This window comes from Streptomyces sp. NPDC058701 (genome assembly GCF_042715295.1).
Lineage (GTDB): Bacteria > Actinomycetota > Actinomycetes > Streptomycetales > Streptomycetaceae > Streptomyces.
Genome location: NZ_JBHXSY010000004.1, coordinates 260,754 through 284,920, shown reverse-complemented (window position 1 = coordinate 284,920; position 24,167 = coordinate 260,754). Strand labels below are relative to the sequence as shown.

The window sequence follows — 24,167 nt, the reverse complement described above, 5'->3', positions numbered from 1 at the left end:
CCCGCTCCACCCTGGTGACATGAATCACGCAACTGACCTGCTCCCCGCGGGCATCGGCGACAGCTACCGCATGGGCTTCACCGTCGGTGACCACTCGGCCCGGCCGATACGGCGGATCCTGCGGGCGTTCCTGCACCACTGGGGTCTGGACGGGCTGGTCGGGGACGCGGAGCTGGCGCTGACCGAGCTGGTCGCGAACGTCGTGCGGCACGTGCCGGGGCGGGTGTGCCGGGTGGTGATCCTGCGACAGCCGGACGGGCTGCGGGTCGAGGTGTCGGACGCCTGCCCGGACCCGGTCCGCCCCGCTCCCGCGCACAGGGGACCGGGAGAACCCGCCGAGGGGGGCCGGGGCCTGCTCCTGGTCGAGGCGCTGACCGACCGTTGGGGCTGCCTGCCACTGCCCGTCGGCAAGACGGTCTGGTTCGAGTGCGACGCCCCGCGCACCGAGGCCCCCGGCCCGTCCGGCCCCCGCCATGGACCGCTACCGGGCGGTAGGGCAACATGAGCGCCCAGGCCCGACCACCCCTCACCCCCGCCGGAGACGACATGGCCACCCCTCAGCCGGAGACCCTCGCCGCCTTCGAGGCCGCCAAGGGGTTCATGCCCGTACGGGAGGGCCTCGCCCTGTACGAGGCGGCCGTCGCCGCCGCCGCGCTCGGGCTCCCGCTGCTGGAGGTCGGCACGTACTGCGGGCGCTCCACGATCCTGCTCGCCGACGCCGCCCGCGAGGCCGGGGTGGCCGCGATCACCGTGGACCACCACCGCGGCAGCGAGGAGCAGCAGCCCGGCTGGGAGTACCACGACCCGACCGTCGTGGACCCGGAGGTCGGCCTGATGGACACGCTGCCCACCTTCCGCCGCACCCTGCACGCGGCCGGCCTGGAGGACCACGTCATCGCCGTCGTCGGGCGCTCCCCGCGGGTCGCCGCGGCCTGGGCCGGTCCGCTCGGCCTGGTCTTCATCGACGGCGGCCACACCGACGAGCACGCCACCGGCGACTACGAGGGCTGGGCCCCGCACGTCGCCGTGGGCGGGACGCTCGTCATCCACGACGTGTTCCCGGACCCGGCGGACGGCGGGCAGGCCCCGTACCGGATCCACCAGCGCGCCCTGGCCTCCGGGGCCTTCGAGGAGACGTCCGTCACGGACTCGCTGCGCGTGCTGCGCCGGACCGGTCCCGGCCTGTAGGGCGCGTACCGCCCCGGCACATAAGCACACCGTCCCGGCATATAACCGCACCGCGCCCCCGGATGGCCCAGGGTCCGTACGGGGGCGGGAGCGCAGGTCTAGCATCGCCGCGTGCGCTACGACGACAGTTCCCCCTCCCCCGAGTCCGGCTCTGCGGTCAGCCCGGACCGTCCCTGGTACGCCCGCCGCTCCACGCTCGTCGTCGCGGCCGCCGCGGTCGCGCCGGCCTGCCTGGCGGGCTGGCTGCTGACCCAGGTGCTGGTCTCCGACGGAGCCGGGGAGCGGCCCCCCAAGGCATCCGCGGCTTCCGGCCCGGACGCGAAGCCCGGCGCCGCCCCGGCGACGGGCAGCCCCTCGGCCCCGGCGGCCTCCGCCCCGGCGTCCGCGTCCCCCTCCCCGGCGGCCTCCGCGGCGCCCGCCCCGGCCAAGGGGCCGCTGACCGGCCGGACGGTCGTCATCGACCCCGGCCACAACACCGGCAACTTCAAGCACAGCAGGGAAATCAACAAGCAGGTGGACATCGGCACGAACCGCAAGGAGTGCGACACCACCGGCACCACCACGAACGCCGGCTACATGGAGGCGGAGTTCACCCTCGACGTCTCGCTGCGCCTCAGGGCCGTCCTGGAGGCCCAGGGCGTCAAGGTGGTCCTCACCCACCAGGCCGACCGGCCCTGGGGCCCGTGCATCGACGAGCGCGCCCGCATCGGCAACGAGGCGGCCGCCGACGCCGTCGTCTCCGTCCACGCGGACGGGGTCTCGGCCGGCAGCCGCGGCTTCCACGTCATCCTCCCGGCCACCGTCAAGGCCGGCGGCGCCGACACCGCGAAAATCGTCGGACCCTCCCGCGAACTCGGCGAGCGGATCGCCGGGAACTTCGCCCGGACCACCGGTTCCGCCCCCGCCAACTACCTCGGCGGCGGGACCGGACTGGTCGTCCGCGACGATCTGGGCGGACTGAACCTGTCAACCCGGCCCAAGGTGTTCATCGAATGCGGCAACATGCGTGACGCCAAGGACGCGGCGCAGCTGACGAGTCCGGAGTGGCGGCAGAAGGCGGCCCAGGGCATCGCGAACGGCATCGTCGGCTTCCTCGGCGGGTAGTCCCCCACGGGCGGTCCCGCCGGGACCGCTCGCCGCCCCGATCCCCTCGGCCGCCGGTGACCTCCGTACCATGGTGCCGCCCGCCCCGCTCCAGGCACGCTCTGCGACCGCGGCACCACGAGACGACCGAGACCGAGAAGGACACCTAAGACGTGAACATCCGCTCCCTCACTCGAGGCGACGGCGTGGTGATCGGAGCAGCGGTGCTGCTGTTCATCGCCTCGTTCCTCGATTTCTACTCCGCCACCGGTGGCGACCTCCCGAGCGCATGGGACACCGACGCCTACCGGCTGGTCCTCCCCAGCGTCTTCCTCATCGGCTTCATCGCGGCCGGCCTGCTCGTCGCCGCCCGCTTCCAGCCGGAGACCCGCAAGGTGCTGGGCCTGCCGCTCGGCGCCTGGGGCACCGTGCTCGCGGTGTCGGCGGCCTGGTCCGCACTGTGGGCACTGATCACCTGCCCGAGCTCGATCGATCTGGGCGCGGGCGCCGTCATCGCCTTCCTCGCCACCCTGCTCCTGGCCGGCGTGGCCCTGTTCGGCTCCAAGGTCCCGGCGCTCGCCGGCGGCCTGGTGCCGGAGCCGAGGCCGGCCGCGATCCCGCCGTACGGCGGCCAGCCCCAGCCGGGCGCCGGCTACGGCTACCCGGGCGGGCAGCAGCAGCAGCCGTACGGCAACACCCCGCAGCCGGTCCCGCCCTACGGCGGTTCCCACGAGCCCACCCCGACCCCGGCCCCCGGCCCGGGTCCGCAGGACGCGTCCCGCGGGGGCCAGCCGACCCCGGCCGCGGACTTCACCCCGTTCTGGTTCGCGGTCCCGGTGGCCCGGCCCCTCTTCGGCGAGGACGGCTCCCCCGCCCCCATCGCCGAGCTCGCCCCGGGCACCTGGTACCTGGCCGTCGACCAGCGCGGCCCGTCCACGCTGATCGCCCAGACCCAGGACGGCCGCCGCGGCGTCCTCAACGACACGTCCAACATCCAGCGGGGCTGAGCCCCCGCGCCCCCGCGCCTCGGACCGTCGGCAACGGCCCCCCGCCCCCTTCCGGGCGGGGGGCCGTTGCCCTACAGTCACCTGACGCATCGTCAGGAACGGCATCGCGCGGAGGGGACCGTACATGCGCCTGGGACTCGCACTCGGCTACTGGGGCCGCGGCCCGAATCCGGACCACCTCGACCTCGCCACCGAGGCGGAGCGCCTCGGCTACGACTCCGTGTGGACCGCCGAGGCCTGGGGCTCCGACGCCTTCACCCCGCTGACCTGGATCGCCGCGCACACCTCGCGGATCCGCCTCGGCACGGCCATCGCGCAGATGGCCGCCCGCTCCCCCACCGCCACCGCCATGCACGCGCTCACCCTGGACCACCTCTCCGGAGGCCGGATGATGCTGGGCCTGGGCCTGTCCGGACCGCAGGTCGTCGAGGGCTGGTACGGGCGCCCGTTCCCCGCGAGCCCGCTGACCGCGACCCGCGAGTACGTCGACGTCGTCCGCCAGGTCCTGCGCCGCGAGGGCCCGGTCGCCCTCGACGGCCGCTTCCACCAGCACCCCTACCGCGGCGGGGACGGCACCGGGATCGGCAAGCCGCTCAAGCCCATCACGCACCCGCTCCGCGCCGACCTGCCGCTCCTGCTGGGCGCCGAGGGACCGAAGAACATCGCCCAGACCACCCGCATCGCGGACGGCTGGCTCCCCCTCTACTGGTCGCCGGCCCGCACCGACGTCTACCAGGCCTCGCTCACCGACCTCCCCGACGGGTTCATGATCGCGCCGATGGCCCGCGCCCGGGTCTGCGACGACGTCGCCGAGGGGCTGCTGCCGGTCAAGGCCATGCTCGGCTTCTACATCGGCGGCATGGGCCACGCGGCCCGCAACTTCCACGCCGACCTGATGGCGCGCATGGGATACGAGGACGAGGCCCGCCACATCCAGGAGCTGTTCCTCGCCGGCCGCAAGGAGGAGGCGGTCCTGGCCGTCCCGGACGCCTTCGCCGACGAGATCTCCCTGATCGGCCCCCGCGAGCGGATCGCCGAACGCCTGGAACTGTGGCGCAAGGGCCCCGTCACCGACCTCCTCCTGACGGCCCCGGACCCCCACACCCTGCGCGTCCTGGCGGAACTGAACAGCTAGGGCGTCTCCTTCGGATCCCCCGCCCGCACCGAAGCCGGATCTAGTTCTCCGTGCCGCTCTCGGTGTCGGGCTCCGGCCGCGGGATCGCCTCCAGGAGTTCGCGCAGGTCCAGGGCCATGACGGCGATCTCGATGGTGCCGCCCTCGCCGCCGTCGCCGTACACGCAGGTCACGATGCGCGAGCCGGGGTTGATGGACATCGCCTCCTTCACGGAGGGCGCCCGTACGGCGGTGGCGCGGCCGTCCGGCAGCGGGACCGGCTCGCCCCGTACGGGGATCCAGCGGGCCTCGCCCTGTTCGGCGTACACCCGGCCCGGGCGCCAGCGGCCCGCGCCGGCCGGCTGCCGGGCCATGCAGGGGATGCCGGGCACCGGTCCGGCGGCCACCCGGCGCAGGTGCTTGCGCCGGAGCAGCCAGCCGGCCCCCGCCGCCGCGAGGACGGCCACCACGATTTCGATCACGTCCCATTGAAACAGGCCGGGCGGCCGGGACCGCCCGGCCGCCCGGCTCACGCGTGCGGGGCCCGCGTACGGGGCACCCGCCGGTTATCCGCCGAGCTGGGACACGCTCGGGACCTTGTCGGTCACCGTGGCCCCCGCGCCCTTGCCCGCTTCCTTGACGCCGTTGATGACGTCCTGGAAGGCGCCGATGTCGGCGTCGCCCGCCTGGCCCTTGCGGAGCTTGGTGCCGAGGCCCTTGAGGGACTCGATGCCCGCCGTCAGCGGGACCATGGCCTTGGACAGCAGCGGGTCGCCCTTGGCGTTGTCGCCCGCGGCCTTGAGCCTGTTGTAGGCGAAGGCACCGGCGAGACCGGCCTTGACCAGCGCGAACGTGCGTCCCTTCGTGCCCTTCTTGAACTTGCCCGCCTGGTACGGCTTGATGATCCACTGGTACGTCGCCCCGGCCGCGAGACCGGCGTTGGCGACGAACCGCGTCTTGGCGAACTTCTGCTTCTCGGCGCTCGTACTGGGCGACGGCGTCGCGGCGGCGGCCTCGTCGGCCTCGTTCGCGGCCGGCACCGCGGCCGCGAGGGCCGCCAGCTCGGCCGCCGAGGCCATGGAGACGCTCTCGCCCTGGGCCCTGCTCTCACCGCTGCCGCCGCACGCGGTGGCACCGGCCAACAGCGACGTGGACAGGACCACGGCGGCGAGGGATCGACGGAAACGGACGGATGTGGGTACGGACACGATTGCCTCCGGGGACTGAGGTGTCCCCCGCAGCCTCGCCCCGGCCGCCCGGATGCGCCCTCCGGGAGGGCCCGTTCGGGTGCACGTTCGTCTTTACGGCAGGTTTACGACACGCCCGGGCGGCAACACGGGTGTGCATGACATCACACACGCGGACGCGTACCCGGGGAAGCAGTCAGGCAGGCCGCGCCGTCGCACTCGTGGCGGACGTGCTCGCCTTCGTGATCGGCCTCTGGATCCTCCTGTACCTCCTGGAGGCGAACCAGGCGAACGGCCTCGTCGACTTCATCCACGACGCCGCCAGCTGGCTGGCCGCCTGGTCCTACGACCTGTTCACCTTCAGCCGTGAATGGGTTCAGGTCGTCGTCGGCTACGGCGTCGCCGCCGTGGCCTACCTCCTCATAGGCCACGCCGTCGCCGGCTGGCTCTACCGCCGCTGACGGCGGCGACACCGCCGGCGCCCCCGCCCGTCCGGCGGCGCCGACGTCAGCCGGCACAGCGGCGTCAGCCGCAGCAGTCGGGCTCCAGCCCGGCCGGGAGCGAGGCCCCGCCGAACACCTCGGTGGTGGCCTCGTCCCCGCCCAGGGCCGCGACCGCGAGCAGCAGCGACCCGGCGGTCCACGTCGTCTGCTCCACCGGCCAGACCGCCTCGTCCTGGAACACGTAGCCCGTCCAGTACATGCCGTTGTCGGCGCGCAGGTGCGTGATCGACCGCAGGACCTCCAGGGCCCGGTCGGACTCCCCCGTCGCCCACAGCGCGAGCGCCAGCTCGCAGGACTCGCCGCCCGTGACCCACGGGTTCGGCAGGACGCAGCGCACGCCCAGGCCGGGGACCACGAACTCCTCCCAGCGCTCCGCGAGGCGCTCCGACGCCTCGGCGCCGGTCAGGGCTCCGCCCAGGACCGGGTAGTACCAGTCCATCGAGTAGCGGTTCTTGTCGAGGAACCGCTCCGGGTGGCGCCGGATGGCGTGGCGCAGGGCGCCCGCCGCGAGTTCCCAGTCGGGCTGCGGCTCCCCGCGGTGCTCGGCGATCGCCAGGGCGCACCGCAGCGCCTGGTGGATGGAGGAGGAGCCGGTCAGCAGGGCGTCGGTGACGGGCGTGCCGTCGGCCTCCCGCTTCCAGCCGATCTCGCCGCCGGGCTGCTGGAGGGTCAGTACGCACTCCACGGCCGCGTAGACGGCCGGCCACATGCGGTCCAGGAAGGCGTCGTCGCCGGTGGACAGGTAGTGGTGCCAGACGCCGACGGCTATGTACGCGGTGAAGTTGCTCTCCCGGCTCGCGTCCTGCGGCTCGGCGGTGTCCACCCCGTCGGGCCGGTCGGCGTAGGCCGCGTACCAGGAGCCGTCCCTGTTCTGGTGGCGGACCAGCCAGGCGTACGCCCGCTCGGCCGCCAGGTGTTCGCCGGCCGCGTCCAGGGCCATGGCGGCTTCGGTGTGGTCCCAGGGGTCGAGGTGGTGGCCGCGGAACCACGGAATGGCGCCGTCGGACCGCTGCGCGGCGAGGATGCCGGCGACGGTCAGCGCGGCCTGTTCGGCGGTCAGTACGCCGTCCAGGACGAGGTGTTCCGGCTCGGTGCGCCCGGGCGAGGTCACTGGGCGGCGCCGACGGGGAGGTGCGGCTTCGTCGCGTACGCCACGAAGGACTTGCCGATGACCGGATTGAGGGCCCGCTCGGCGAGGCGGGTGGCGAGGGGCTTCTTCATGATGTCCCAGACCAGGAGCTTGTGGTACGCCTTGACGGGCAGGGCCTGGTCGTTGTCGACGCCGAAGGCGCACTTGAGCCACCAGTACGGGGAGTGCAGCCCGTGGGCGTGGTGCGTGCCGTACGGCTTGAGGCCGGCGGCCTCCATCTTGCCGAGCAGCTCGTCGGCCTTGTAGATGCGGATGTGGCCGCCCTCGACCTCGTGGTAGGCGTCGGAGAGCGTCCAGCAGATCTTCTCGGGGCCGTAGCGCGGGACGGTGATGGCGATGCGGCCGCCGGGCTTGAGGACGCGGACCATCTCGGCGAGGACGCCCTTGTCGTCGGGGATGTGCTCCATCACCTCGGAGATGATGACGACGTCGAAGGAGTCGTCGGGGAAGGGCAGCGCGAGCGCGTCGCCCTCCATGGCGGTGGCGGTGGCGCCCGCCGGGGCCTCGCCGGCCTCCTTCATGGCGGCGAACCACGTGGCGACCTCGCGGATCTCCTCGCCGTTGCGGTCGACGGCGACCACGTGGGCGCCTCTCCGGTAGCACTCGAAGGCGTGCCGGCCTGCGCCGCAGCCCAGGTCGAGTACGCGGTCGCCTGCGGCGAGCGGGAACCGGGAGAAATCGACGGTCAGCACGGGGTCCTGCCTTCGCGGTCGCGGGGGTGGTGGGGGTGGGACGTGGATCGGGGGGACCGGCGGGGACGGCGGAAGGTCACCGGGTACCGGGGGTACGGGCGGCGGCCGCCGCGATGGCGGCGCGGTAGTGCGCGGCGGTGCCCTCGGCGGCCTTGGCCCAGGTGAAGCGGGTCAGGACCCGTTCGCGCCCGGCGGCGCCGAGGCGGGCGCGCAGCTCGGGGTCGCCGAGCATCCGGCCCAGCGCGGCGGCGAGGGCGCCCGCGTCGCCGGGGGGCACGGCCAGGCAGGTCTCGCCGTCGGTGCCGGCGACCTCGGGGATGGCGCCGCCGGTGGTGGCGACGAGCGGGGTGCCGGTGGCCATGGCTTCGGCGGCCGGCAGCGAGAAGCCCTCGTACAGGGAGGGGACGCAGGCGACCTGGGCGCTGCGGACGAGGTCGACGAGGTCGGCGTCGGAGATGCCCTTGACGAAGCGCACGGCGTCCTGGAGCCCGTACGTCTCGATGGCGCGGGCGACCGGCCCCTTCTCGGCGCGCTTGCCGACGACGACGAGGTGGGCGGCGGGCTGCTCGGTACGCAGCTTGGCGAGCGCCTCGACGAGGTGGACCAGGCCCTTGAGCGGGACGTCGGCGCTGGAGGTGGTGACGATGCGGCCCGGGACCTCGGCGACGGAGGCGTCGGGCGACCAGAGGTCGGTGTCGGCGCCGATGTGGACGACGTGGATGCGCTCGTCCCGGACGCCGAGGTGCTGGGCGATCTCCTGCTTGGAGGAGCCGGAGACGGTCAGCACGGAGGGCAGGCGGCGGGCGACGCGGCCCTGCATGCGGGTGAAGCCGTACCAGCGGCGCACGGAGGCACGCTTGCGGCGGCCCTTGGCGGCGTCGAGGTCCAGTTGCCGGTCGACGGTGATGGGGTGGTGGATGGTGGTGACCAGCGGCGCGCCGAGGTCGCCCAACAGGCCGTAGCCGAGGGTCTGGTTGTCGTGGACGACGTCGAACTCTCCGGCGCGGGCGGCGAGGTGGCGCCGGGCCCGGAGCGAGAACGTGAGCGGCTCGGGGAAGCCGCCGGTCCACATGGTGGCGACCTCGACGGCGTCAATCCAGTCCCGGTACTCGTCGCGCTTGGGTGTCCGGAACGGGTCGGGGTGCCGGTAGAGGTCCAGGCTCGGCAGCTCGGTGAGCGTGGCGCCGGTGTCGAGGACCGGGTAGGGCTGCGCGCCGATGACCTCGACGGAGTGTCCGAGGCGCACGAGCTCGCGCGAGAGGTGGCGGACGTAGACGCCCTGCCCGCCGCAGAACGGGTTCCCCTTATAGGTGAGCAGTGCGATGCGCATCGGGCGGTCGCCGTCAGTGGCGGAACCCTTGAAAGGGCTTGCCACCATGGCCTCAGCGGTCACTCTCGGCCCCCATCTCCCTGCACTTTCGCCGGAGCGTAACCGCTCGGATAATGTAGAACAAGTTTCAGACTTGATCCGTCGAAGACCATTGAATCTACCGGCCGGAAACTACACCGTAAGAGGCGGAGCAGGTGATTCGCGCCACGACTCCGGCGCCTGGCATGCTGGCCCCGGATCAGCCCGGGACCTGCCCCCCATCCGCCCCCGCACACGACACGGAACGCCATGGAACGGGACACATGACAGCGGAAGCGAAGGCCGTCACCACGCCGGCGTCCCCTCCCCTGACGGAGCGCCAGGAGGCGCGCCGCCGCCGGATCCTGCACGCCAGCGCCCAACTGGCCAGCCGGGGCGGCTTCGACGCCGTGCAGATGCGCGAGGTCGCGGAGTCGTCCAGCGTCGCGCTCGGCACGCTGTACCGGTACTTCCCGTCCAAGGTGCACCTGCTCGTCGCCACCATGCAGGACCAGCTCCAGCACATGCACGCCACGCTGCGCAAGCGCCCGCCGGCGGGCGACGACCCGGCGGCCCGGGTCGCGGAGACCCTGATGCGGGCCTTCCGCGCCCTCCAGCGGGAACCGCACCTGGCCGACGCGATGGTGCGGGCACTGACGTTCGCGGACCGCAGCGTGAGTCCCGAGGTGGACACCGTGTCCCGGCTGACGACGGCGATCATCCTGGACGCGATGGGCCTGGAGGCCCCGCCGACGGCGGAACAGCTCTCGGCGGTCCGCGTCATCGAGCACACCTGGCACTCGGCGCTGATCACCTGGCTGTCGGGCCGCGCCTCGATAGCCCAGGTCAAGATCGACATCGAGACGGTCTGCCGGCTGATCGACCTGACGTCCCCGGAAAAGGCCTGATCCTGCCGGTGGGGGCTTCCCGGGGCGGGGCGGGGGCTTCGGGTGGAGCGGGGGCGGGCAGATACGGGGGATCCCTTCCCATCGGCCTCGGCCCGGGACGGGCGGGCCGGCTTCGGGGCGGTGTCCGCCGCTCCCCCCGGCCCGTTCCTCTGACGCCCACACACACCTGCCGGCCCCCGCCCCGCAGACGCCCCGCCCCCTACTCCTCCGGCGGAAACACCGGCTCCCCCGTGGCGGCCAGGGTGATCAGGATGGCTTCGACCGGGCAGCCCTCCGCCGCCGTGAGGACCGGCTCGTTCGCGTCCGTCTGCGCCGCGCGCGGGTGCGACTGGCGCGCGGTGTCGAGGGCGAAGCCCTCCGGGGCGTGGTTCACGCACATCCCCGAGCCGATGCAGACCCCGCGGTCCACCTCGACCTGCCAGCGGTCGCCCATCAGGCACCCGCCTCATAGCCCGCCGGCAGGTGGATCATCTTGTGCTCCAGGTACTCGCCGAGCCCCTCCGGGCCGAACTCCCGCCCCAGGCCGCTGTTCTTGTAGCCGCCGAACGGCCCCAGCATGTCGAGGCTGAAGGTGTTCACGTTGAAGGTGCCCGTGCGGACCTGGCGGGCGAACTCGATGCCGTGCTCGACGTCGCCCGTCCAGACGCTGCCGCTCAGCCCGAACTCCGAGTCGTTGGCGATGCGCAGGGCGTCCGCCTCGTCCCCGTACGGGATCAGGCAGACGACCGGCCCGAAGATCTCCTCCTGCGCGATCCGCATGGAGTTGTCGACGTCGCCGAAGAGGGTGGGCTCCACGTACCAGCCCCGCTCCTGGTCCGCCGGGCGGCCGCCGCCGGTGAGGATCTTCGCGCCCTCCTCCTGGCCGATGCGGATGTAGTCCAGGGAGCGCTGCTGCTGCCGCCGGGCCACCAGCGGGCCGAGCTGGGTGGCGGGGTCGAGGGGGTCCCCGACGACGAGGGCGCCCGCCGCGGCCGCGAGGGCCTCGGCCACCTCCCCGTACCGGCTGCGCGGTGCGAGGACGCGGGTCTGGGCCACGCAGGCCTGGCCGTTGTTCATCCAGGCCGCGGGCACGATCCCGGCGACGGCGGCCGCCACGTCGGCGTCCGGCAGGACGACGGCGGCGGACTTGCCGCCGAGTTCGAGGGTGACGCGGGTGAGGTTGCGGGCGGCGACCTCCATCACACGCCGCCCGGCGGCGACCGAACCGGTGAAGGCGACCTTGTCGACGCCGGGGTGCCCGACCAGGTACTCGCTGACCTCGCGGTCGGCGGGCAGGATCGACAGGACGCCCTCCGGCACCCCGGCCTCGCGCGCGATGTCGGCGAGGATGTAGGAGTCGAGGGGGGCTTCCGGAGAGGGCTTCAGGATGACGGAGCAGCCGCTCAGCAGCGCGGGGCCGAGCTTGGCCGCCGCCACGAACTGCGGCACGTTCCACGGGATGACGGCCGCGACGACCCCCACCGGCTCGCGGCGCACCAGGATCGGCCCGAGGGCGCCCTGGCGGTGCTCCTCATACGGGTAGGCGCGCGCGACGTTGATCGCGGCGTCGTAGACCATCATCGGGCCCAGCGCCTGGGCCAGGACGCTCCAGGAGTACGGGGAGCCGTTCTGGGAGCTGATCGAGCGGGCGATCTCCTCGTGCCGGACGGCGATGGCGTCCTTGATCCGGGAGACGACCGCGATCCGCTCCTCCAGGCCCATCCGCGGCCAGGGCCCGGAGTCGAACGCCCTGCGCGCCGCCGCGACCGCCCGGTCCACGTCCGCCTCCGAGGCGTGCGGGACGGAGCCGATGACCTGCTCGGTGTGGGGGGAGACGACCTCGATCGTCCCGGTGCCCAGCGGATCCGTCCACTCCCCGCCGATGAACAGCTGTCCGTGTTCCACGAGCTCCGTCATGGCTGATGCCTCCTGCGGCTTGGCGTTCCCGAACTGATACCAGTTCTAGTTCTAGGAGTCCACGGCCAGGACGGAACGGGGAAGAAGATCCAACGACTAGTCAGACGCGCGCGAAAATGGTCGACTTGGGCTACTACTGCAACGAGTTCTCGTTCGCCGTCGGGTGGACGGACAGGTGCACCGACAGGTTGCGCAGACGGACCGGCAGGTTGCACAGACGGACCGACAGGTTTCGCAGACGCACCGACAGGCTTCACAGACAGGGGACCCCCATGCCGGAGGACACGTCGCACACCATGCCGCAGGCACCGCCGCGGGTGACGCCGGAGGCGGCCCCGCACCCGGTCCCGCCGGTGCCCCCGCAGGTCACCGACCACGGCGGGGGCGTCTGGGCCGTCAAGGTCCCCATCCCCGACAACCCGCTCGGGCACACCCTCGTCCACGTCCTCGACACCGACCGCGGGCCGGTCCTCATCGACACCGGCTGGGACGACCCCGACTCCTGGGACGCCCTCGCCGGCGGCCTCGCCGCCCTCGGCACGTCCGTCTCCGACGTCCACGGCGTCGTCATCACCCACCACCACCCCGACCACCACGGTTTGTCCGGCCAGGTCCGGGAGGCCTCCGGGGCGTGGATCGCCATGCACGCCGCCGACACCGAGGTCGTCGTGCGCACCCGCGCCTCCGAGCCCGGCGTCTGGTTCGACTACATGAGCGAGAAGCTCGCCGCCGCCGGAGCCCCCGAGGAACACGTCGCCCCGCTCCGCGCCGCCCGCGCGAGCGGCCGCATGCGGACCCTGCCCGGACTGCGGGCTGCCGTCCCCGACCGGGAGATCGTCCCCACCGAGCTGCTCCCCCTCGCGGGCCGCCGGCTGCGGGCCGTCTGGACCCCCGGTCACACCCCCGGCCACGTCTGCCTCCACCTGGAGGAGGAGCACCCCGCGCAGCTCCCCGGCAACGGCCGCCTCTTCTCCGGGGACCACCTGCTGCCCGGGATCTCACCCCACATCGGCCTGTACGAGGCCCCCGACGAGCACGGCGTGACCCGCGTCACCGACCCCCTCGGCGACTACCTCGACTCCCTCGAACGCATCGGCCGCCTGCGCCCCGCCGAGGTGCTCCCGGCCCATCAGCACGCCTTCACCGACGCCCCCGCCCGGGTGCGGGAGCTGCTGGACCACCACGAGGAGCGGCTGACCGGGCTGTGGGAGCTGCTCGCCGAGCCGCTGACCCCGTGGGCGCTGGCTGAGCGGATGGAGTGGAACCGGCCCTGGGAGCAGATCCCGTACGGCTCCCGGAACATCGCCGTCTCGGAAGCGGAGGCGCACCTGCGGCGCCTGGTGAAGCAGGGCCGCGCGGAGGCGGTCCCGGGCAGCGACCCGGTGGCGTACCGGGCGCTGTGAGCCGTACGGGCACCACGGGAACCACGGCCACCCGCGGTCGCGGCCCGGTAAGGGGTGCGGGGGGCCGGCGCCCCGGGCACGGGAGCGACGGGCCGGTACAGTGGGCGGGTCGTCCACACTTCCGTACGGGGGGAAGCCGGTGCGATTCCGGCGCTGACCCGCAACCGTGACCCACCCCGGCCACCGCCGGGCGGGGAGCCGGAATGCCCCGTAGCGGAGGTGCGCGGCTCGTGCCGCCGGGTCCCCCGGCGGCCGGCACCGTCGAGGTATACGGAGCCGGAGCCCGGTACCTGCGCGTGCCTGCCTCCCGCTCCCCAGCACGAGAGGCACCCGCCCCCATGATCGTCCGCCGCAGCGCCGCCGCGCTCGCCGCCTCCGCCGTGCTCTGCGTGGGTGCCGCCCCCGCAGCCCTCGCCGACACCGCGCCGCCCGCCTCCCCGTCCGCGCCCCCGGTGATCCCCTCCGGCCTGTACGGCAAGAAGGACCCGACGTACGACGGCGTGTGGCGGCAGTCCTTCGCGCTGCTCGCCCAGCACACGGTGGGCGTCAAGCCCGCCCCGCAGGCCGTCGACTGGCTGCTCGGCCAGAGCTGCGCGAACGGCGCCTACGCCTCCTTCCGCGCCGACACGGCCGCGGCGTGCGACGACAAGACGATGTACGACACCAACGCCGCCGCCGCGGCCGTGCAGGCCTTGAAGGCCCTGGGCGGCCAGGACGCCGCGGTCGCGAAGACCGTGGGCTGGCTGAAGTCGGTGCAGAACGAGGACGGCGGCTGGGCGTACGTCCCGGGCTCCCCGAGCGAGGCCAACTCCACCGCCCTGGTGATCAGCGCGCTCGCGGTGGCCGGCGAGAAGCCGGCCGAGGTCCGCTCCAAGGCCGGCAAGTCGGCGTACGAGGGCCTGCTCCCCTTCCAGCTCGGCTGCGCCGCCGAACCGGCCGCCGACCGGGGCGCGTTCGCATACCAGCCCGTCGACGGCAAGCTCCTCGCCAATCCCGACGCGACGGCCGCGGCGACGCTCGCCGGGCTGGGCAGGGGCGCGGCCGTGCCCCAGTCGACCACGGACACCCCGGCGGCCCCGCTGGTCTGCCCGGCCGCCTCCGCCGACCCGGCGGCCGCCGCCCAGGGCGCGGCCGGCTACCTCGCGGAAGCCCTCAAGAAGGACGGCCACCTCACGGCCCTGACCCCGGGCGCGGACCAGCCGACCGCCGACACCGGCAACACCGTCGACGCGGTGATCGCCCTGGCGGCGGCCGGACACGAGCAGTCGGCGGCGGGCGCGCTGGAGTGGCTCAAGGCCAACGCGGCCCCCTGGGCGAAGGACAGCCCGGCGGCCCTCGGCACGCTCATCCTGGCCGCGCACGCCACGGGCACCGACCCGAAGTCCTTCGGCGGCGCCGACCTCGTCGCCCAGCTGAACGCGACCGGTCCGGCCCCGCAGGGCGCGGACACCGGCGCCACGAAGGTGGACAGCGGCAAGGACGGTGACTCGGGCGGCGCCAACGTCTGGTGGATCGTCGGCGCGGGCGCCGCGGCCGGCATGGGCATCGGCATCCTGCTGAGCGGCCGCCGGAAGAAGAACCAGCTCTGATGCGCCGCCGTCCGCCGCCGCACCCGCGCGGCCCGGCCGCCCGGGTCGTGGCCTTCGCCCTGGCCCTCGGTACGGTCCTGTCGCTGCTGGCCGCCGGACCGGCGCTGGCGGCGGGCTACCGCTACTGGTCCTTCTGGGACGGTGCGGGCGGCTCCGGCGGCACGGACGGCCGGTGGACGTACGCCACCCAGGGCCCCTCGACGGCCCGTCCGGCGGACGGCTCCGTGCAGGGCTTCCGTTTCGCGGTGAGCAAGGACGCCGGGAACGAGGCGGCGCAGCCGCGGACCCCGGCCGACTTCGCCGCGGTGTGCGGCGCCACCGCCCCGGCGGAGGGCCGCAAGCGGGTGGCCCTGGTCGTCGACTTCGGCGTCCCCGCGGACTCCCCGGCGGGCGAGGCCCCGCCCCGGGAAACGCCGCGCACGGCCTGCGCGCAGGTGGCGCCGGACGCGACCACGGCCGAGGCACTGGCCGCGGTCGCCAAACCGCTGCGCTACAACGGCGCGGCGCTGCTCTGCGCGATCTCCGGCTACCCGAAGCAGGGCTGCGGGGAGCCGATGGAGGACGCACCGGCGGCCACCGGCTCCCCCTCCGCGGCGCCCTCCCCCACGGCGTCCGCGGGCGGCGGCCCCTCGGCGGGCCTGCTGGCGGGCATCGCCGCGGTGGCGGCCCTGGCGGCGGCCGGCATCTGGCAGTCCCGCCGCCGCAACCGATGACCCCGCCCGCACCCCACCCGGACCACCCCCGAGGCCCCGGGGCCGACACCGCACCCCCGCAGCCCGACACGGCGCGGACCGACACCGCCCACCCGTACGCGGCACACACCGACGCCCCACGACCCGACACGGCACGGGCCCACACGGCGCAACCCGACGCGGCGCAGCCGTACGCGGCGCGGGCCGACGCGGCACGGGCCGACGCGGCGCGCCCCGACGCGGCGCAGGCCGACACGGCGCGGACCCACACGGCGCAACCCGACGCGGCGCAACCCGACGCGGCGCAACCCGACGCGGCGCAGCCGTACGCGGCCACCGACGCGGCGCAGGCCGACGCGGCGCGGGCTGCCGTCTGCCGGGCCCGCTCCGGCGGCGGCCCCGCGTCCGGGTCGGAGCCGGGCGCGGCCCCGGCCGGTCCCGACGGACCCGCCGTCCCGGCGTCCGGGGCCCCGGCCGGCCCCCGCCCCCGCACCGTGGCCGGCTCCGGCTCCCGCGCCGGTCGGTCCGACGGCGGGCCCGCGTGCGGGGTTCCGTACGGCCGCCGCGGTGGCGCCGGGCAGCCGGCCGATCCCGCGCCGGGGGGTCCGTACGAGCGCAGCAGGCCCTGGCAGCCGCCGCTGGCGACCCGCGGCAACGCCCTGCACGCGGGTGCGTGGTGGCTCTGGGCCCTCGGCCTGGCCACCGCCGCCTCCCGCACCACCAACCCGCTCGTCCTCGGCCTGATCGTGGGCGTGGCCGGCTACGTCGTCGCGGCCCGGCGGACCTCCGCGCCCTGGGCGCGCTCCTACGGGGCGTTCCTCAGGCTCGGCCTGTTCGTCATCGGCCTGCGCCTCCTCTTCTCCATGCTGCTCGGCTCCCCCATCCCCGGCTCGCACACCCTGTTCACGCTCCCCGAGGTCCCGCTGCCCGCCTGGGCGCAGGGGATCCGGTTCGGCGGCAGGGTCACCGCCGAGCAACTGGTCTTCGCCTTCTACGACGGGGCCAAGCTCGCCACCCTCCTCGTCTGCGTGGGCGCCGCGAACGCGCTCGCCAACCCCGCCCGGCTGCTGAAGTCCCTCCCGGCCGCGCTGTACGAGGCCGGGGTCGCCGTCGTCGTCGCCATGACCTTCGCCCCGAACATGGTGGCCGACGTCGTCCGGCTGCGGACCGCCCGCCGGCTGCGCGGCCGCCCCACCGGCGGGGTCAAGGCCGTCCTCCAGATCGGCCTGCCGGTGCTGGAGGGCGCCCTGGAGCGCTCCGTCGCCACCGCCGCCTCGATGGACGCCCGCGGTTACGGCCGCACGGCCGACGTCCCGCCCGCCGTCCGGCACACCACCAACGTCCTCACCCTCGGCGGCCTGCTCGGCATGTGCGCCGGCACGTACGGGCTGCTGGCCGCGCAGGGGGCCGCGTACGGGCTCCCCGTACTCGGCATCGGTCTGGTCCTGGCCCTCGCGGGCCTGCGGCTCGGCGGGCGCCGGTCGGTGCGGACCCGCTACCGCCCCGACCGGTGGGGTGCGCGCGCCTGGCTGGTCGCCGGGTCGGGAGCGGCCGTCGCCGCCCTCCTCGTCCGCGCGGGCACCCTCGACCCCGAGGGCCTGCACCCCGGCGTGGTCCCGCTGGTCGCGCCCGGCCTGCCGCTCTGGCCGGCGGCCGCGGTCCTGATCGGCCTGCTGCCCGCCTTCGTGGCACCCGTACCGCCCAAGGAGGCTTCGCAGTGATCCGCTTCGAGCAGGTGTCGGTCACCTACGAGGGGACGGACGCCCCCTCCCTGAGGGGCGTCGACCTGGTGGTCCCGGAGGGCGAGCTGACGCTCCTCGTGGGGCCGTCGGGCGTCGGCAAGTCCACCCTGCTGGGGACGGTCTCCGGGCTCGTCCCGCACTTCACCGGGGGGCGGCTGAGCGGGCGCGTGACGGTCGCGGGCCGCGACACGCGCACGCACAAGCCGCGCGAACTGGCGGACGTGGTCGGCACGGTGGGTCAGGACCCCCTCGCGCACTTCGTGACGGACGTGGTGGAGGACGAGCTCGCGTACGGGATGGAGTCCCTGGGCCTGGCTCCCGCGGTGATGCGGCGCCGGGTGGAGGAGACCCTGGACCTCCTCGGCCTGAACGAGCTGCGCGACCGGCCCATCGCCACCCTCTCGGGCGGCCAGCAGCAGCGGGTGGCGATCGGCTCGGTGCTGACCCCGCACCCGAAGGTCCTGGTGCTGGACGAGCCGACGTCCGCGCTGGACCCGGCGGCGGCGGAGGAGGTCCTGGCCGTGCTCCAGCGGCTGGTGCACGACCTCGGCACCACCGTCCTGATGGCGGAGCACCGGCTGGAGCGGGTGGTGCAGTACGCCGACCGGGTGCTGCTCCTGCCCGCCCCGGGGGCGGCCCCCGTCCTCGGCACCCCGGCCGGGATCATGGCCGTCTCGCCCGTCCACCCGCCGGTGGTCTCCCTGGGCCGCCTGGCGGGGTGGTCCCCGCTCCCCCTGTCCGTCCGCGACGCCCGCCGCCGGGCCACCCCCCTCCGCGCCCGCCTGTCCCCCACCCCGCCCCCGTCCCCGGCGACACCCCCGCCCCCGGCGGACCGTCCGACCCCGCCGAACCCGCCCGGCCGCACGCCCCACCCGGCCCCCACCCGCTCCACCCCTCCCGACGCACCGCAGCCGACCCATCCAGCCCCGCCGGCGTTCGAGGCGCGGGGGTCCGGGGGCGGAGCCCCCGTCAGCGGAGCCCCCGGGCTGCTCGCGCGCCTGCTCCGGCGGAACGGGCCCCCCGCCGAAGCCCCCGGCCCGGGGCACGGCGCGGGGAACGCCACGGCGCCGGCCGAAGCCAGGAACCTCACCGTCCGCCGCGGCCGCACGGAGGTCCTGCACGGCATCGACCTCACCGTGGCCCCCGGCGAGGTCATCGCCCTCATGGGCCGCAACGGCGCCGGCAAGTCCACCCTCCTGTCCGCCCTGGTCGGCACCCTCGCCCCCGCCTCCGGTTCCGTGACCGTCGGCGGCCGCACCCCCCACCGCACCCCGCCGCCGGAGATGGTCCGGCGCGTGGGCCTCGTACCGCAGGAGCCCCGTGACCTCCTGTACGCCGATACCGTCGCGGGCGAGTGCGCCGCCGCGGACTCCGACGCCGGCGCGGCCCCCGGCACCTGCCGGGACCTCGTCACCGCCCTGCTCCCGGACGTCGCCGACGACACGCACCCCCGGGACCTGTCCGAGGGCCAGCGCCTGGCCCTCGCCCTGGCCCTGGTGCTGACCGGCCGCCCCGCGCTGCTGCTCCTGGACGAGCCCACCCGCGGTCTGGACTACGCCGCCAAGGCCCGCCTGATCGAGATCCTGCGGGCTCTGGCGGCGCAGGGCCACGCCATCGTCCTGGCCACGCACGACGTGGAGCTCGCCGCCGAGCTGGTGGACCGCGTGGTCATCCTGGCCGGCGGCGAGATCGTCGCCGACGGGCCGACCGCCGAGGTCGTCGTGTCCTCCCCCGCCTTCGCCCCCCAGGTGGCCAAGATCCTGGCGCCGGGCCACTGGCTCACGGTGGCCCAGGTGGCCCGGGCGCTCGCCGCCGACGGCTCCCCCGCCCGCGACCCCCTCGACCCGGCGGAGGCCCCGTGAGCCGCCACCCCTGGAGCCGCCACCTCTGGAGCCGCACCGCCGGCCCCGCCCCGCGCCGCCCCGCGAGCCTTACCGCCGACCGCGTACCCGGCCGTACCGCGAGCCGCCCGGTGCGGATCGGCCCGCGGGCCGCGGCCGCCCTCGTCCTGGTCACCCTCATCGGCGTCGCGGCCTTCGGCTGGCCGCTCCTCGCCGACCGGCAGTCCGGCCTCGCCCATGCGCAGGACGCCCCGTGGCTCTTCGCCGCGCTGCTGCCCCTGCTGGTCGCCGTGGTCGTCGCGACCATCGCGGACAACGGCATGGACGCCAAGGCGGTGGCCATGCTCGGCGTCCTCGCGGCCGTCGGGGCGGCGCTGAGACCGCTCGGCGCGGGGACCGCCGGGCTGGAGCCCATGTTCTTCCTGATGGTCCTCAGCGGCCGTGTCCTCGGTCCGGGCTTCGGGTTCGTCCTCGGCTCGGTGACCATGTTCGCGTCCGCGCTGCTGACCGGCGGGGTGGGTCCGTGGATGCCGTTCCAGATGCTGGCGCTGGGCTGGTTCTCGCTGGGCGCGGGGCTGCTGCCGGGCCCCGAGCGCATCCGGGGGCGGGCGGAGCTGCTGATGCTGGCGGCGTACGGCTGCGTGGGCGCGTTCGCGTACGGCACGATCATGAACCTGCAGGGCTGGGTGATCCTGCAAGGCATGGGCCAGGGCATTTCCTTCCACCCCGGGGACCCGGTGGGGGCGAACCTGGCGCGCTTCGTCGCGTACTGCCTGGCGACCTCGCTGGGCTGGGACCTGGGCCGGGCCGTGCTGACCGTCGTACTGACGCTGACGCTGGGGGCCACGCTCCTGAAGGCGCTGCGGCGGGCGACCCGCAAAGCAGCGTTCGATGCGCCGATTTCCTTCGATTCGGGGGTTTAGTCCGTTTTCGACCACCCCCCGAAAGGGGTACGCATGGTCGCGTAGCGTGACATTCGGGGCCCTCGCCGGTGACCCGCCCCACAGGACCCACGTCACATACGAGCCGGGATAGTACACCTCGATGGTCCCTCAACGCCCCCTCCGAACCGCCCCCTACCTGCACGAACGATGATCAGGGCACAGGGGGGCCGATCCTCGTCGACTGCGAGGTCCGTTAGTAAGTGCGGTCGTTGCCAGGGGGTCGGGGCGTCTGTAGAACTGGATGAGTCGCAAGGCGGTCCGGGTGGTTCACCCGCCGCCGACGAACCCCTCTCCACCGCGTGAGTGGCTCACGCATGTCTCCGGCATGCATGCGGCAGACCCTGTCCCCTGTGAAAGGCTTTCCGTGTCCCACACCGTCATCCGCCGCATCGCCGCTTCCAAGAAGGCCCTCGTGGGCTCCGTCCTCGCCCTGGGCGTCGCCGGTTCGATGCTCGCCACGGTTCCCGCGCAGGCCGCCCCGATGAACGCCAAGGCGATCGCGCAGCAGATGATCAAGGACCCCGCCCAGTTCGCGGCGTTCAACAACATCGTGGCCCGCGAGAGCGGCTGGAACCACACCGCCACGAACTCCTCCTCGGGCGCCTACGGCCTCGTCCAGGCCCTGCCGGCCTCGAAGATGTCCTCCGCGGGCTCCGACTGGAAGACCAACCCGGCCACCCAGATCAAGTGGGGCCTGGACTACATGAACTCCCGCTACGGCAGCCCCGTCGGCGCCTGGAACTTCTGGCAGTCCCACCACTGGTACTAAGCCGAACCCCGGCTCGGCATCCCCGTGGCAGCAGACACCGGAACAGCGTCACCAGCACCACCCGTCCCTGCTCCCGCACCAGCGGTAGAAGCAGGCGTGAACGCCGCAGAACCAGCAGTACGCACAGCACGAGCAAGAACAGTGCAGGCAGCGCCGGCGACACGAGCAACGCCGGCAGCACGAGCAGCACGCATGCGAAGGCCCCGACGGCCGACCTCCCCAGGTCCGGCCACCGGGGCCTTCGTCTTCCCATCCCAATGGGTTCAGTGCGCGCCTGCCGGGGTCACAGGCGCTGAATGATCGTGCCGGTCGCCAGCGCGCCTCCCGCGCACATGGTGATCAGCGCGAACTCCTTGTCGCGGCGCTCCAGCTCGTGCAGCGCCGTCGTGATCAGCCGCGCGCCGGTGGCACCGACGGGGTGTCCGAGCGCGATGCCGCCTCCGTTGACGTTGACCTTCTCCAGGTCCTGGTCGAAGACCTGGGCCCAGCTGAGGACCACCGAGGCGAAGGCCTCGTTGATCTCCACCAGGTCGATGTCCTTCAGCGACATCCCGGCCTTGCCGAGCACCGCGCGCGTCGCGTCGATCGGCCCGTCGAGGTGGAAGTGGGGGTCGGAACCGACGAGCGCCTGCGCCACGATCCGCGCGCGCGGCCGCAGCTTGAGGGCGCGGGCCATCTTGCGCGAGGCCCACATCACGGCGGCGGCCCCGTCGGATATCTGCGAGGAGTTCCCGGCGGTGTGCACGGCGGTCGGCATGACCGGCTTGAGCCGGGCCAGCGCCTCCATGCTGGTGTCCCTCAGCCCCTCGTCCCGGTCGACCAGCCGCCACATGCCCTGCCCGGCGGCCTGCTCCTCCTCGGTCGTCGGCACCTGCACGGCGAACGTCTCGCGCTTGAAGCGCTCCTCGGCCCAGGCGGCCGCCGCCCGCTCCTGGGAGAGCACCCCCAGCCGGTCGACGTCCTCGCGGCTCAGGCCGCGGTGGCGGGCGATGCGCTCGGCGGCCTCGAACTGGTTCGGGAGGTCGACGTTCCACTCGTCCGGAAAGGGCTTGCCCGGGCCGTGCTTGGACCCCGAGCCCAGCGGCACCCGGCTCATGGCCTCGACGCCGCAGGCGATGCCGATGTCCATGACGCCGCCCGAGATCATGTTGGCGACCATGTGGTTGGCCTGCTGGGAGCTGCCGCACTGACAGTCCACCGTGGTCGCGGCGGTCTCGTACGGGAGTCCCATGGCGAGCCAGGCGTTGCGGGCGGGGTTCATCGACTGCTCGCCGGCGTGGGTGACGGTGCCGCCGACGATCTGCTCGACGCAGTCGGGCTGGATGCCGGTCCGTGCCAGCAGTTCGCGGTAGGTCTCGCCGAGCAGGTAGGCGGGATGGAGGTTGGCGAGCGCACCCCCGCGCTTGCCGATGGGGGTGCGTACGGCTTCGACGATGACGGGTTCCGCGGCCATGAGCTCGTCCTCTCCTGCACAGCGCCAGCGCGGCGGGCCGTCCCGGCGCCCCGCCCGAACTAGTACGCGTTCTAGTTCTCTCCGCAGTCTTATGACTACGGGCCCCGCCACGCAAGGGTCTTGCACGCGGCCTGCACGGATTCCACACGCACCAGTTGGCGCGCCGACCCTTGTCACTTCTGGAACTCGTTACTACCTTCGAGCCAACATCTGATGGGCCGTCAGACTTTGGAGTCGCCCGATGTCCTGCCCCGCGCTGCCCGAAGGCTTCGACGCCACCGACCCCGACCTGCTCCAAAGCCGCGTCCCGCTTCCGGAGTTCGCCCAGTTGCGGCAGACCGCTCCGGTGTGGTGGTGCCCGCAGCGGCGGGGGATCACCGGCTTCGACGACGAGGGCTACTGGGTCGTGACGCGACACGCGGACGTCAAGTACGTGTCCACGCACCCCGAGCTGTACTCCTCGACCGTCAACACGGCGATCATCCGCTTCAACGAGCACATCCCGCGTGATGCCATTGATGCCCAGCGACTGATCATGCTGAACATGGATCCGCCGGAGCACACCCGCGTGCGCCAGATCGTGCAGCGCGGTTTCACCCCTCGGGCCGTCCGCGGCCTGGAGAACGCCCTGCGCGACCGTGCCCGGAAGATCGTCGAGGAGGCCGCGGCCGCCTCGGCCGACGGCAGCTTCGACTTCGTCACCCAGGTGGCGTGCGAGCTGCCCCTCCAGGCCATCGCCGAGCTGATCGGCGTACCGCAGGAGGACCGCTCGCGGATCTTCGACTGGTCGAACAAGATGATCGCCTACGACGACCCCGAGTACGCGATCACCGAAGAGGTCGGCGCCAACGCGGCCATGGAACTCATCGGCTACGCCATGAACCTGTCCGCCGCCCGCAAGGAGTGCCCGGCCAAGGACATCGTCACGCAGCTCGTGGCCGCCGAGGGCCAGGGCAATCTGGGCTCCGACGAGTTCGGCTTCTTCGTGCTGCTGCTGGCCGTCGCGGGCAACGAGACCACGCGCAACGCCATCAGCCACGGCATGCACGCCTTCCTGACCCACCCCGAGCAGTGGGAGCTGTACAAGGCCACGCGCCCCTCGACGGCCGCGGAGGAGATCGTGCGCTGGGCCACGCCCGTGGTCTCCTTCCAGCGCACCGCCACGCAGGACACCGAGCTGGGCGGCCAGAAGATCAAGGCGGGCGACCGGGTGGGGATGTTCTACTCCTCCGCCAACCACGACCCCGAGGTCTTCCGGAACCCGGAGCTCTTCGACATCACCCGCGACCCGAACCCGCACCTCGGCTTCGGCGGCGGCGGCCCGCACTTCTGCCTCGGCAAGTCCCTGGCTGTCATGGAGATCGACCTGATCTTCAACGCCCTGGCCGACGCCCTCCCGGACCTCCGCCTGACCGGCGAGAACCCGCGCCGCCTGCGCGCGGCCTGGCTGAACGGCATCAAGGAACTACGGGTGACCCGCGGCTGACCCACCCAGGCCGGCACCCCATCCAGCCCCGCCGGCGCCCCATCCAGCCCCCGCCGACGCCACATCCAGCCCCCGCCGGCGCCCCATCCACCCCGGCCGACACCACATCCACCCCGGCCGGCGCCCCATCCAGCCCCCGCCGACGCCCCATCCAGCCCCCGCCGGCGCCCCCT

23 protein-coding genes and 1 riboswitch are annotated in these 24,167 nt (G+C 74.0%); of the genes, 15 read left to right on the top strand and 8 right to left on the bottom strand.

Annotation, left to right across the window (positions count from 1 at the left end; translation table 11 throughout):
- Positions 1-19: 19 nt before the first annotated feature.
- The 5 genes from ACFWW8_RS06210 (at position 20) to ACFWW8_RS06190 (ending at position 4,413) form a co-directional block, all read left to right on the top strand.
- Entirely contained in the window at positions 20-505 is a 486-nt protein-coding gene (locus ACFWW8_RS06210; RefSeq protein ID WP_386524295.1) for an ATP-binding protein, read from the top strand.
- 41 nt (positions 506-546) lie between these two features.
- Positions 547-1,188 (top strand): class I SAM-dependent methyltransferase, encoded by a 642-nt coding sequence (locus ACFWW8_RS06205; protein WP_383932207.1) that lies wholly within the window; start codon positions 547-549, stop codon positions 1,186-1,188.
- A 111-nt stretch (positions 1,189-1,299) separates the two neighbouring features.
- On the top strand, positions 1,300-2,292 hold the full coding sequence (locus ACFWW8_RS06200) for an N-acetylmuramoyl-L-alanine amidase (protein WP_386524293.1): 993 nt from the start codon (positions 1,300-1,302) through the stop codon (positions 2,290-2,292).
- A gap of 152 nt (positions 2,293-2,444) precedes the next feature.
- Complete coding sequence (locus ACFWW8_RS06195; protein ID WP_386524291.1) at positions 2,445-3,278, top strand: hypothetical protein; 834 nt, start codon at positions 2,445-2,447, stop codon at positions 3,276-3,278.
- 124 nt (positions 3,279-3,402) lie between these two features.
- Positions 3,403-4,413, top strand: a complete 1,011-nt coding sequence (locus tag ACFWW8_RS06190) for an LLM class F420-dependent oxidoreductase (RefSeq protein ID WP_386524288.1) — start codon at positions 3,403-3,405, stop codon at positions 4,411-4,413.
- Positions 4,414-4,453: 40 nt separating this feature from the next.
- On the opposite strand, the gene ACFWW8_RS06185 is transcribed toward ACFWW8_RS06190, so the two are convergent.
- Together ACFWW8_RS06185 and ACFWW8_RS06180 are read right to left on the bottom strand one after the other, a co-directional pair.
- Positions 4,454-4,873, bottom strand: coding sequence for a hypothetical protein (locus ACFWW8_RS06185; protein WP_386524285.1), 420 nt, complete (start codon positions 4,871-4,873; stop codon positions 4,454-4,456).
- 84 nt (positions 4,874-4,957) lie between these two features.
- On the bottom strand, positions 4,958-5,533 hold the full coding sequence (locus tag ACFWW8_RS06180; RefSeq protein WP_386524390.1) for a hypothetical protein: 576 nt from the start codon (positions 5,531-5,533) through the stop codon (positions 4,958-4,960).
- Positions 5,534-5,736: 203 nt separating this feature from the next.
- Between ACFWW8_RS06180 and ACFWW8_RS06175 the strand changes: the two genes are divergently transcribed.
- Positions 5,737-6,039, top strand: a complete 303-nt coding sequence (locus tag ACFWW8_RS06175; protein ID WP_386524282.1) for a hypothetical protein — start codon at positions 5,737-5,739, stop codon at positions 6,037-6,039.
- 64 nt (positions 6,040-6,103) lie between these two features.
- Here ACFWW8_RS06175 and ACFWW8_RS06170 read toward each other — a convergent pair whose 3' ends face one another.
- From ACFWW8_RS06170 to ACFWW8_RS06160, 3 genes are all read right to left on the bottom strand, one after another.
- Positions 6,104-7,192 carry a prenyltransferase gene (locus tag ACFWW8_RS06170; RefSeq protein ID WP_386524281.1) on the bottom strand — a complete coding sequence of 363 codons (1,089 nt, stop codon included), beginning with the start codon at positions 7,190-7,192 and terminating at the stop codon, positions 6,104-6,106.
- Positions 7,189-7,923, bottom strand: a complete 735-nt coding sequence (locus ACFWW8_RS06165; protein ID WP_386524278.1) for a class I SAM-dependent methyltransferase — start codon at positions 7,921-7,923, stop codon at positions 7,189-7,191. The genes ACFWW8_RS06170 and ACFWW8_RS06165 overlap by 4 nt, the downstream gene beginning before the upstream one ends.
- Positions 7,924-7,999: 76 nt before the next feature.
- Complete coding sequence (locus ACFWW8_RS06160) at positions 8,000-9,316, bottom strand: glycosyltransferase family 4 protein (protein WP_386524276.1); 1,317 nt, start codon at positions 9,314-9,316, stop codon at positions 8,000-8,002.
- A 239-nt stretch (positions 9,317-9,555) separates the two neighbouring features.
- Here ACFWW8_RS06160 and ACFWW8_RS06155 point away from each other — a divergent pair, with 239 nt between their 5' ends.
- Positions 9,556-10,179, top strand: coding sequence for a TetR family transcriptional regulator (locus ACFWW8_RS06155; RefSeq protein ID WP_383915406.1), 624 nt, complete (start codon positions 9,556-9,558; stop codon positions 10,177-10,179).
- Between the two features lie 199 nt (positions 10,180-10,378).
- On the opposite strand, the gene ACFWW8_RS06150 is transcribed toward ACFWW8_RS06155, so the two are convergent.
- Together ACFWW8_RS06150 and ACFWW8_RS06145 are read right to left on the bottom strand one after the other, a co-directional pair.
- On the bottom strand, positions 10,379-10,612 hold the full coding sequence (locus tag ACFWW8_RS06150) for a ferredoxin (protein WP_386524273.1): 234 nt from the start codon (positions 10,610-10,612) through the stop codon (positions 10,379-10,381).
- Positions 10,612-12,075 (bottom strand): aldehyde dehydrogenase, encoded by a 1,464-nt coding sequence (locus ACFWW8_RS06145; RefSeq protein WP_386524271.1) that lies wholly within the window; start codon positions 12,073-12,075, stop codon positions 10,612-10,614. The genes ACFWW8_RS06150 and ACFWW8_RS06145 overlap by 1 nt, the downstream gene beginning before the upstream one ends.
- Positions 12,076-12,428: 353 nt before the next feature.
- Here ACFWW8_RS06145 and ACFWW8_RS06140 point away from each other — a divergent pair, with 353 nt between their 5' ends.
- The 7 genes from ACFWW8_RS06140 to ACFWW8_RS06110 all read left to right on the top strand — a co-directional run bounded on the left by ACFWW8_RS06140 (position 12,429) and on the right by ACFWW8_RS06110 (position 21,055).
- Entirely contained in the window at positions 12,429-13,478 is a 1,050-nt protein-coding gene (locus ACFWW8_RS06140; protein WP_386524387.1) for an MBL fold metallo-hydrolase, read from the top strand.
- A gap of 129 nt (positions 13,479-13,607) precedes the next feature.
- Positions 13,608-13,687: riboswitch (cobalamin riboswitch) on the top strand.
- A gap of 129 nt (positions 13,688-13,816) precedes the next feature.
- Positions 13,817-15,067 (top strand): prenyltransferase/squalene oxidase repeat-containing protein, encoded by a 1,251-nt coding sequence (locus ACFWW8_RS06135; RefSeq protein WP_386524269.1) that lies wholly within the window; start codon positions 13,817-13,819, stop codon positions 15,065-15,067.
- Complete coding sequence (locus tag ACFWW8_RS06130) at positions 15,067-15,780, top strand: SCO2322 family protein (RefSeq protein ID WP_386524266.1); 714 nt, start codon at positions 15,067-15,069, stop codon at positions 15,778-15,780. The genes ACFWW8_RS06135 and ACFWW8_RS06130 overlap by 1 nt, the downstream gene beginning before the upstream one ends.
- A 617-nt stretch (positions 15,781-16,397) precedes the next feature.
- Positions 16,398-17,480, top strand: a complete 1,083-nt coding sequence (locus ACFWW8_RS06125; RefSeq protein WP_386524385.1) for an energy-coupling factor transporter transmembrane component T — start codon at positions 16,398-16,400, stop codon at positions 17,478-17,480.
- Positions 17,477-19,363: an ABC transporter ATP-binding protein gene (locus tag ACFWW8_RS06120; RefSeq protein ID WP_386524263.1), complete on the top strand. Its 1,887-nt coding sequence runs from the start codon at positions 17,477-17,479 to the stop codon at positions 19,361-19,363. Before ACFWW8_RS06125 ends, ACFWW8_RS06120 begins: the two co-directional genes overlap by 4 nt.
- Before the next feature lie 110 nt (positions 19,364-19,473).
- Positions 19,474-20,265, top strand: a complete 792-nt coding sequence (locus ACFWW8_RS06115) for an ECF transporter S component (RefSeq protein ID WP_386524383.1) — start codon at positions 19,474-19,476, stop codon at positions 20,263-20,265.
- 346 nt (positions 20,266-20,611) lie between these two features.
- Positions 20,612-21,055, top strand: a complete 444-nt coding sequence (locus ACFWW8_RS06110) for a transglycosylase SLT domain-containing protein (RefSeq protein ID WP_386524260.1) — start codon at positions 20,612-20,614, stop codon at positions 21,053-21,055.
- A gap of 283 nt (positions 21,056-21,338) precedes the next feature.
- Here the strand turns inward: ACFWW8_RS06110 and ACFWW8_RS06105 are convergent, their stop codons facing one another.
- Positions 21,339-22,508: a steroid 3-ketoacyl-CoA thiolase gene (locus ACFWW8_RS06105; protein WP_383915398.1), complete on the bottom strand. Its 1,170-nt coding sequence runs from the start codon at positions 22,506-22,508 to the stop codon at positions 21,339-21,341.
- A gap of 241 nt (positions 22,509-22,749) precedes the next feature.
- Between ACFWW8_RS06105 and ACFWW8_RS06100 the strand changes: the two genes are divergently transcribed.
- Positions 22,750-23,994, top strand: coding sequence for a cytochrome P450 (locus ACFWW8_RS06100; protein WP_386524257.1), 1,245 nt, complete (start codon positions 22,750-22,752; stop codon positions 23,992-23,994).
- Positions 23,995-24,167 lie beyond the last annotated feature (173 nt).

Coding starts and splice junctions, on each gene's coding strand:
- ACFWW8_RS06210 (WP_386524295.1), top strand. CDS start 20: ATGAATCACGCAACTGACCTGCTCCCCGCGGGCATCGGCGACAGCTAC.
- ACFWW8_RS06205 (WP_383932207.1), top strand. CDS start 547: ATGGCCACCCCTCAGCCGGAGACCCTCGCCGCCTTCGAGGCCGCCAAG.
- ACFWW8_RS06190 (WP_386524288.1), top strand. CDS start 3,403: ATGCGCCTGGGACTCGCACTCGGCTACTGGGGCCGCGGCCCGAATCCG.
- ACFWW8_RS06175 (WP_386524282.1), top strand. CDS start 5,737: ATGACATCACACACGCGGACGCGTACCCGGGGAAGCAGTCAGGCAGGC.
- ACFWW8_RS06155 (WP_383915406.1), top strand. CDS start 9,556: ATGACAGCGGAAGCGAAGGCCGTCACCACGCCGGCGTCCCCTCCCCTG.
- ACFWW8_RS06150 (WP_386524273.1), bottom strand. CDS start 10,612: ATGGGCGACCGCTGGCAGGTCGAGGTGGACCGCGGGGTCTGCATCGGC.
- ACFWW8_RS06145 (WP_386524271.1), bottom strand. CDS start 12,075: ATGACGGAGCTCGTGGAACACGGACAGCTGTTCATCGGCGGGGAGTGG.
- ACFWW8_RS06135 (WP_386524269.1), top strand. CDS start 13,817: ATGATCGTCCGCCGCAGCGCCGCCGCGCTCGCCGCCTCCGCCGTGCTC.
- ACFWW8_RS06130 (WP_386524266.1), top strand. CDS start 15,067: ATGCGCCGCCGTCCGCCGCCGCACCCGCGCGGCCCGGCCGCCCGGGTC.
- ACFWW8_RS06110 (WP_386524260.1), top strand. CDS start 20,612: ATGCATGCGGCAGACCCTGTCCCCTGTGAAAGGCTTTCCGTGTCCCAC.
- ACFWW8_RS06105 (WP_383915398.1), bottom strand. CDS start 22,508: ATGGCCGCGGAACCCGTCATCGTCGAAGCCGTACGCACCCCCATCGGC.
- ACFWW8_RS06100 (WP_386524257.1), top strand. CDS start 22,750: ATGTCCTGCCCCGCGCTGCCCGAAGGCTTCGACGCCACCGACCCCGAC.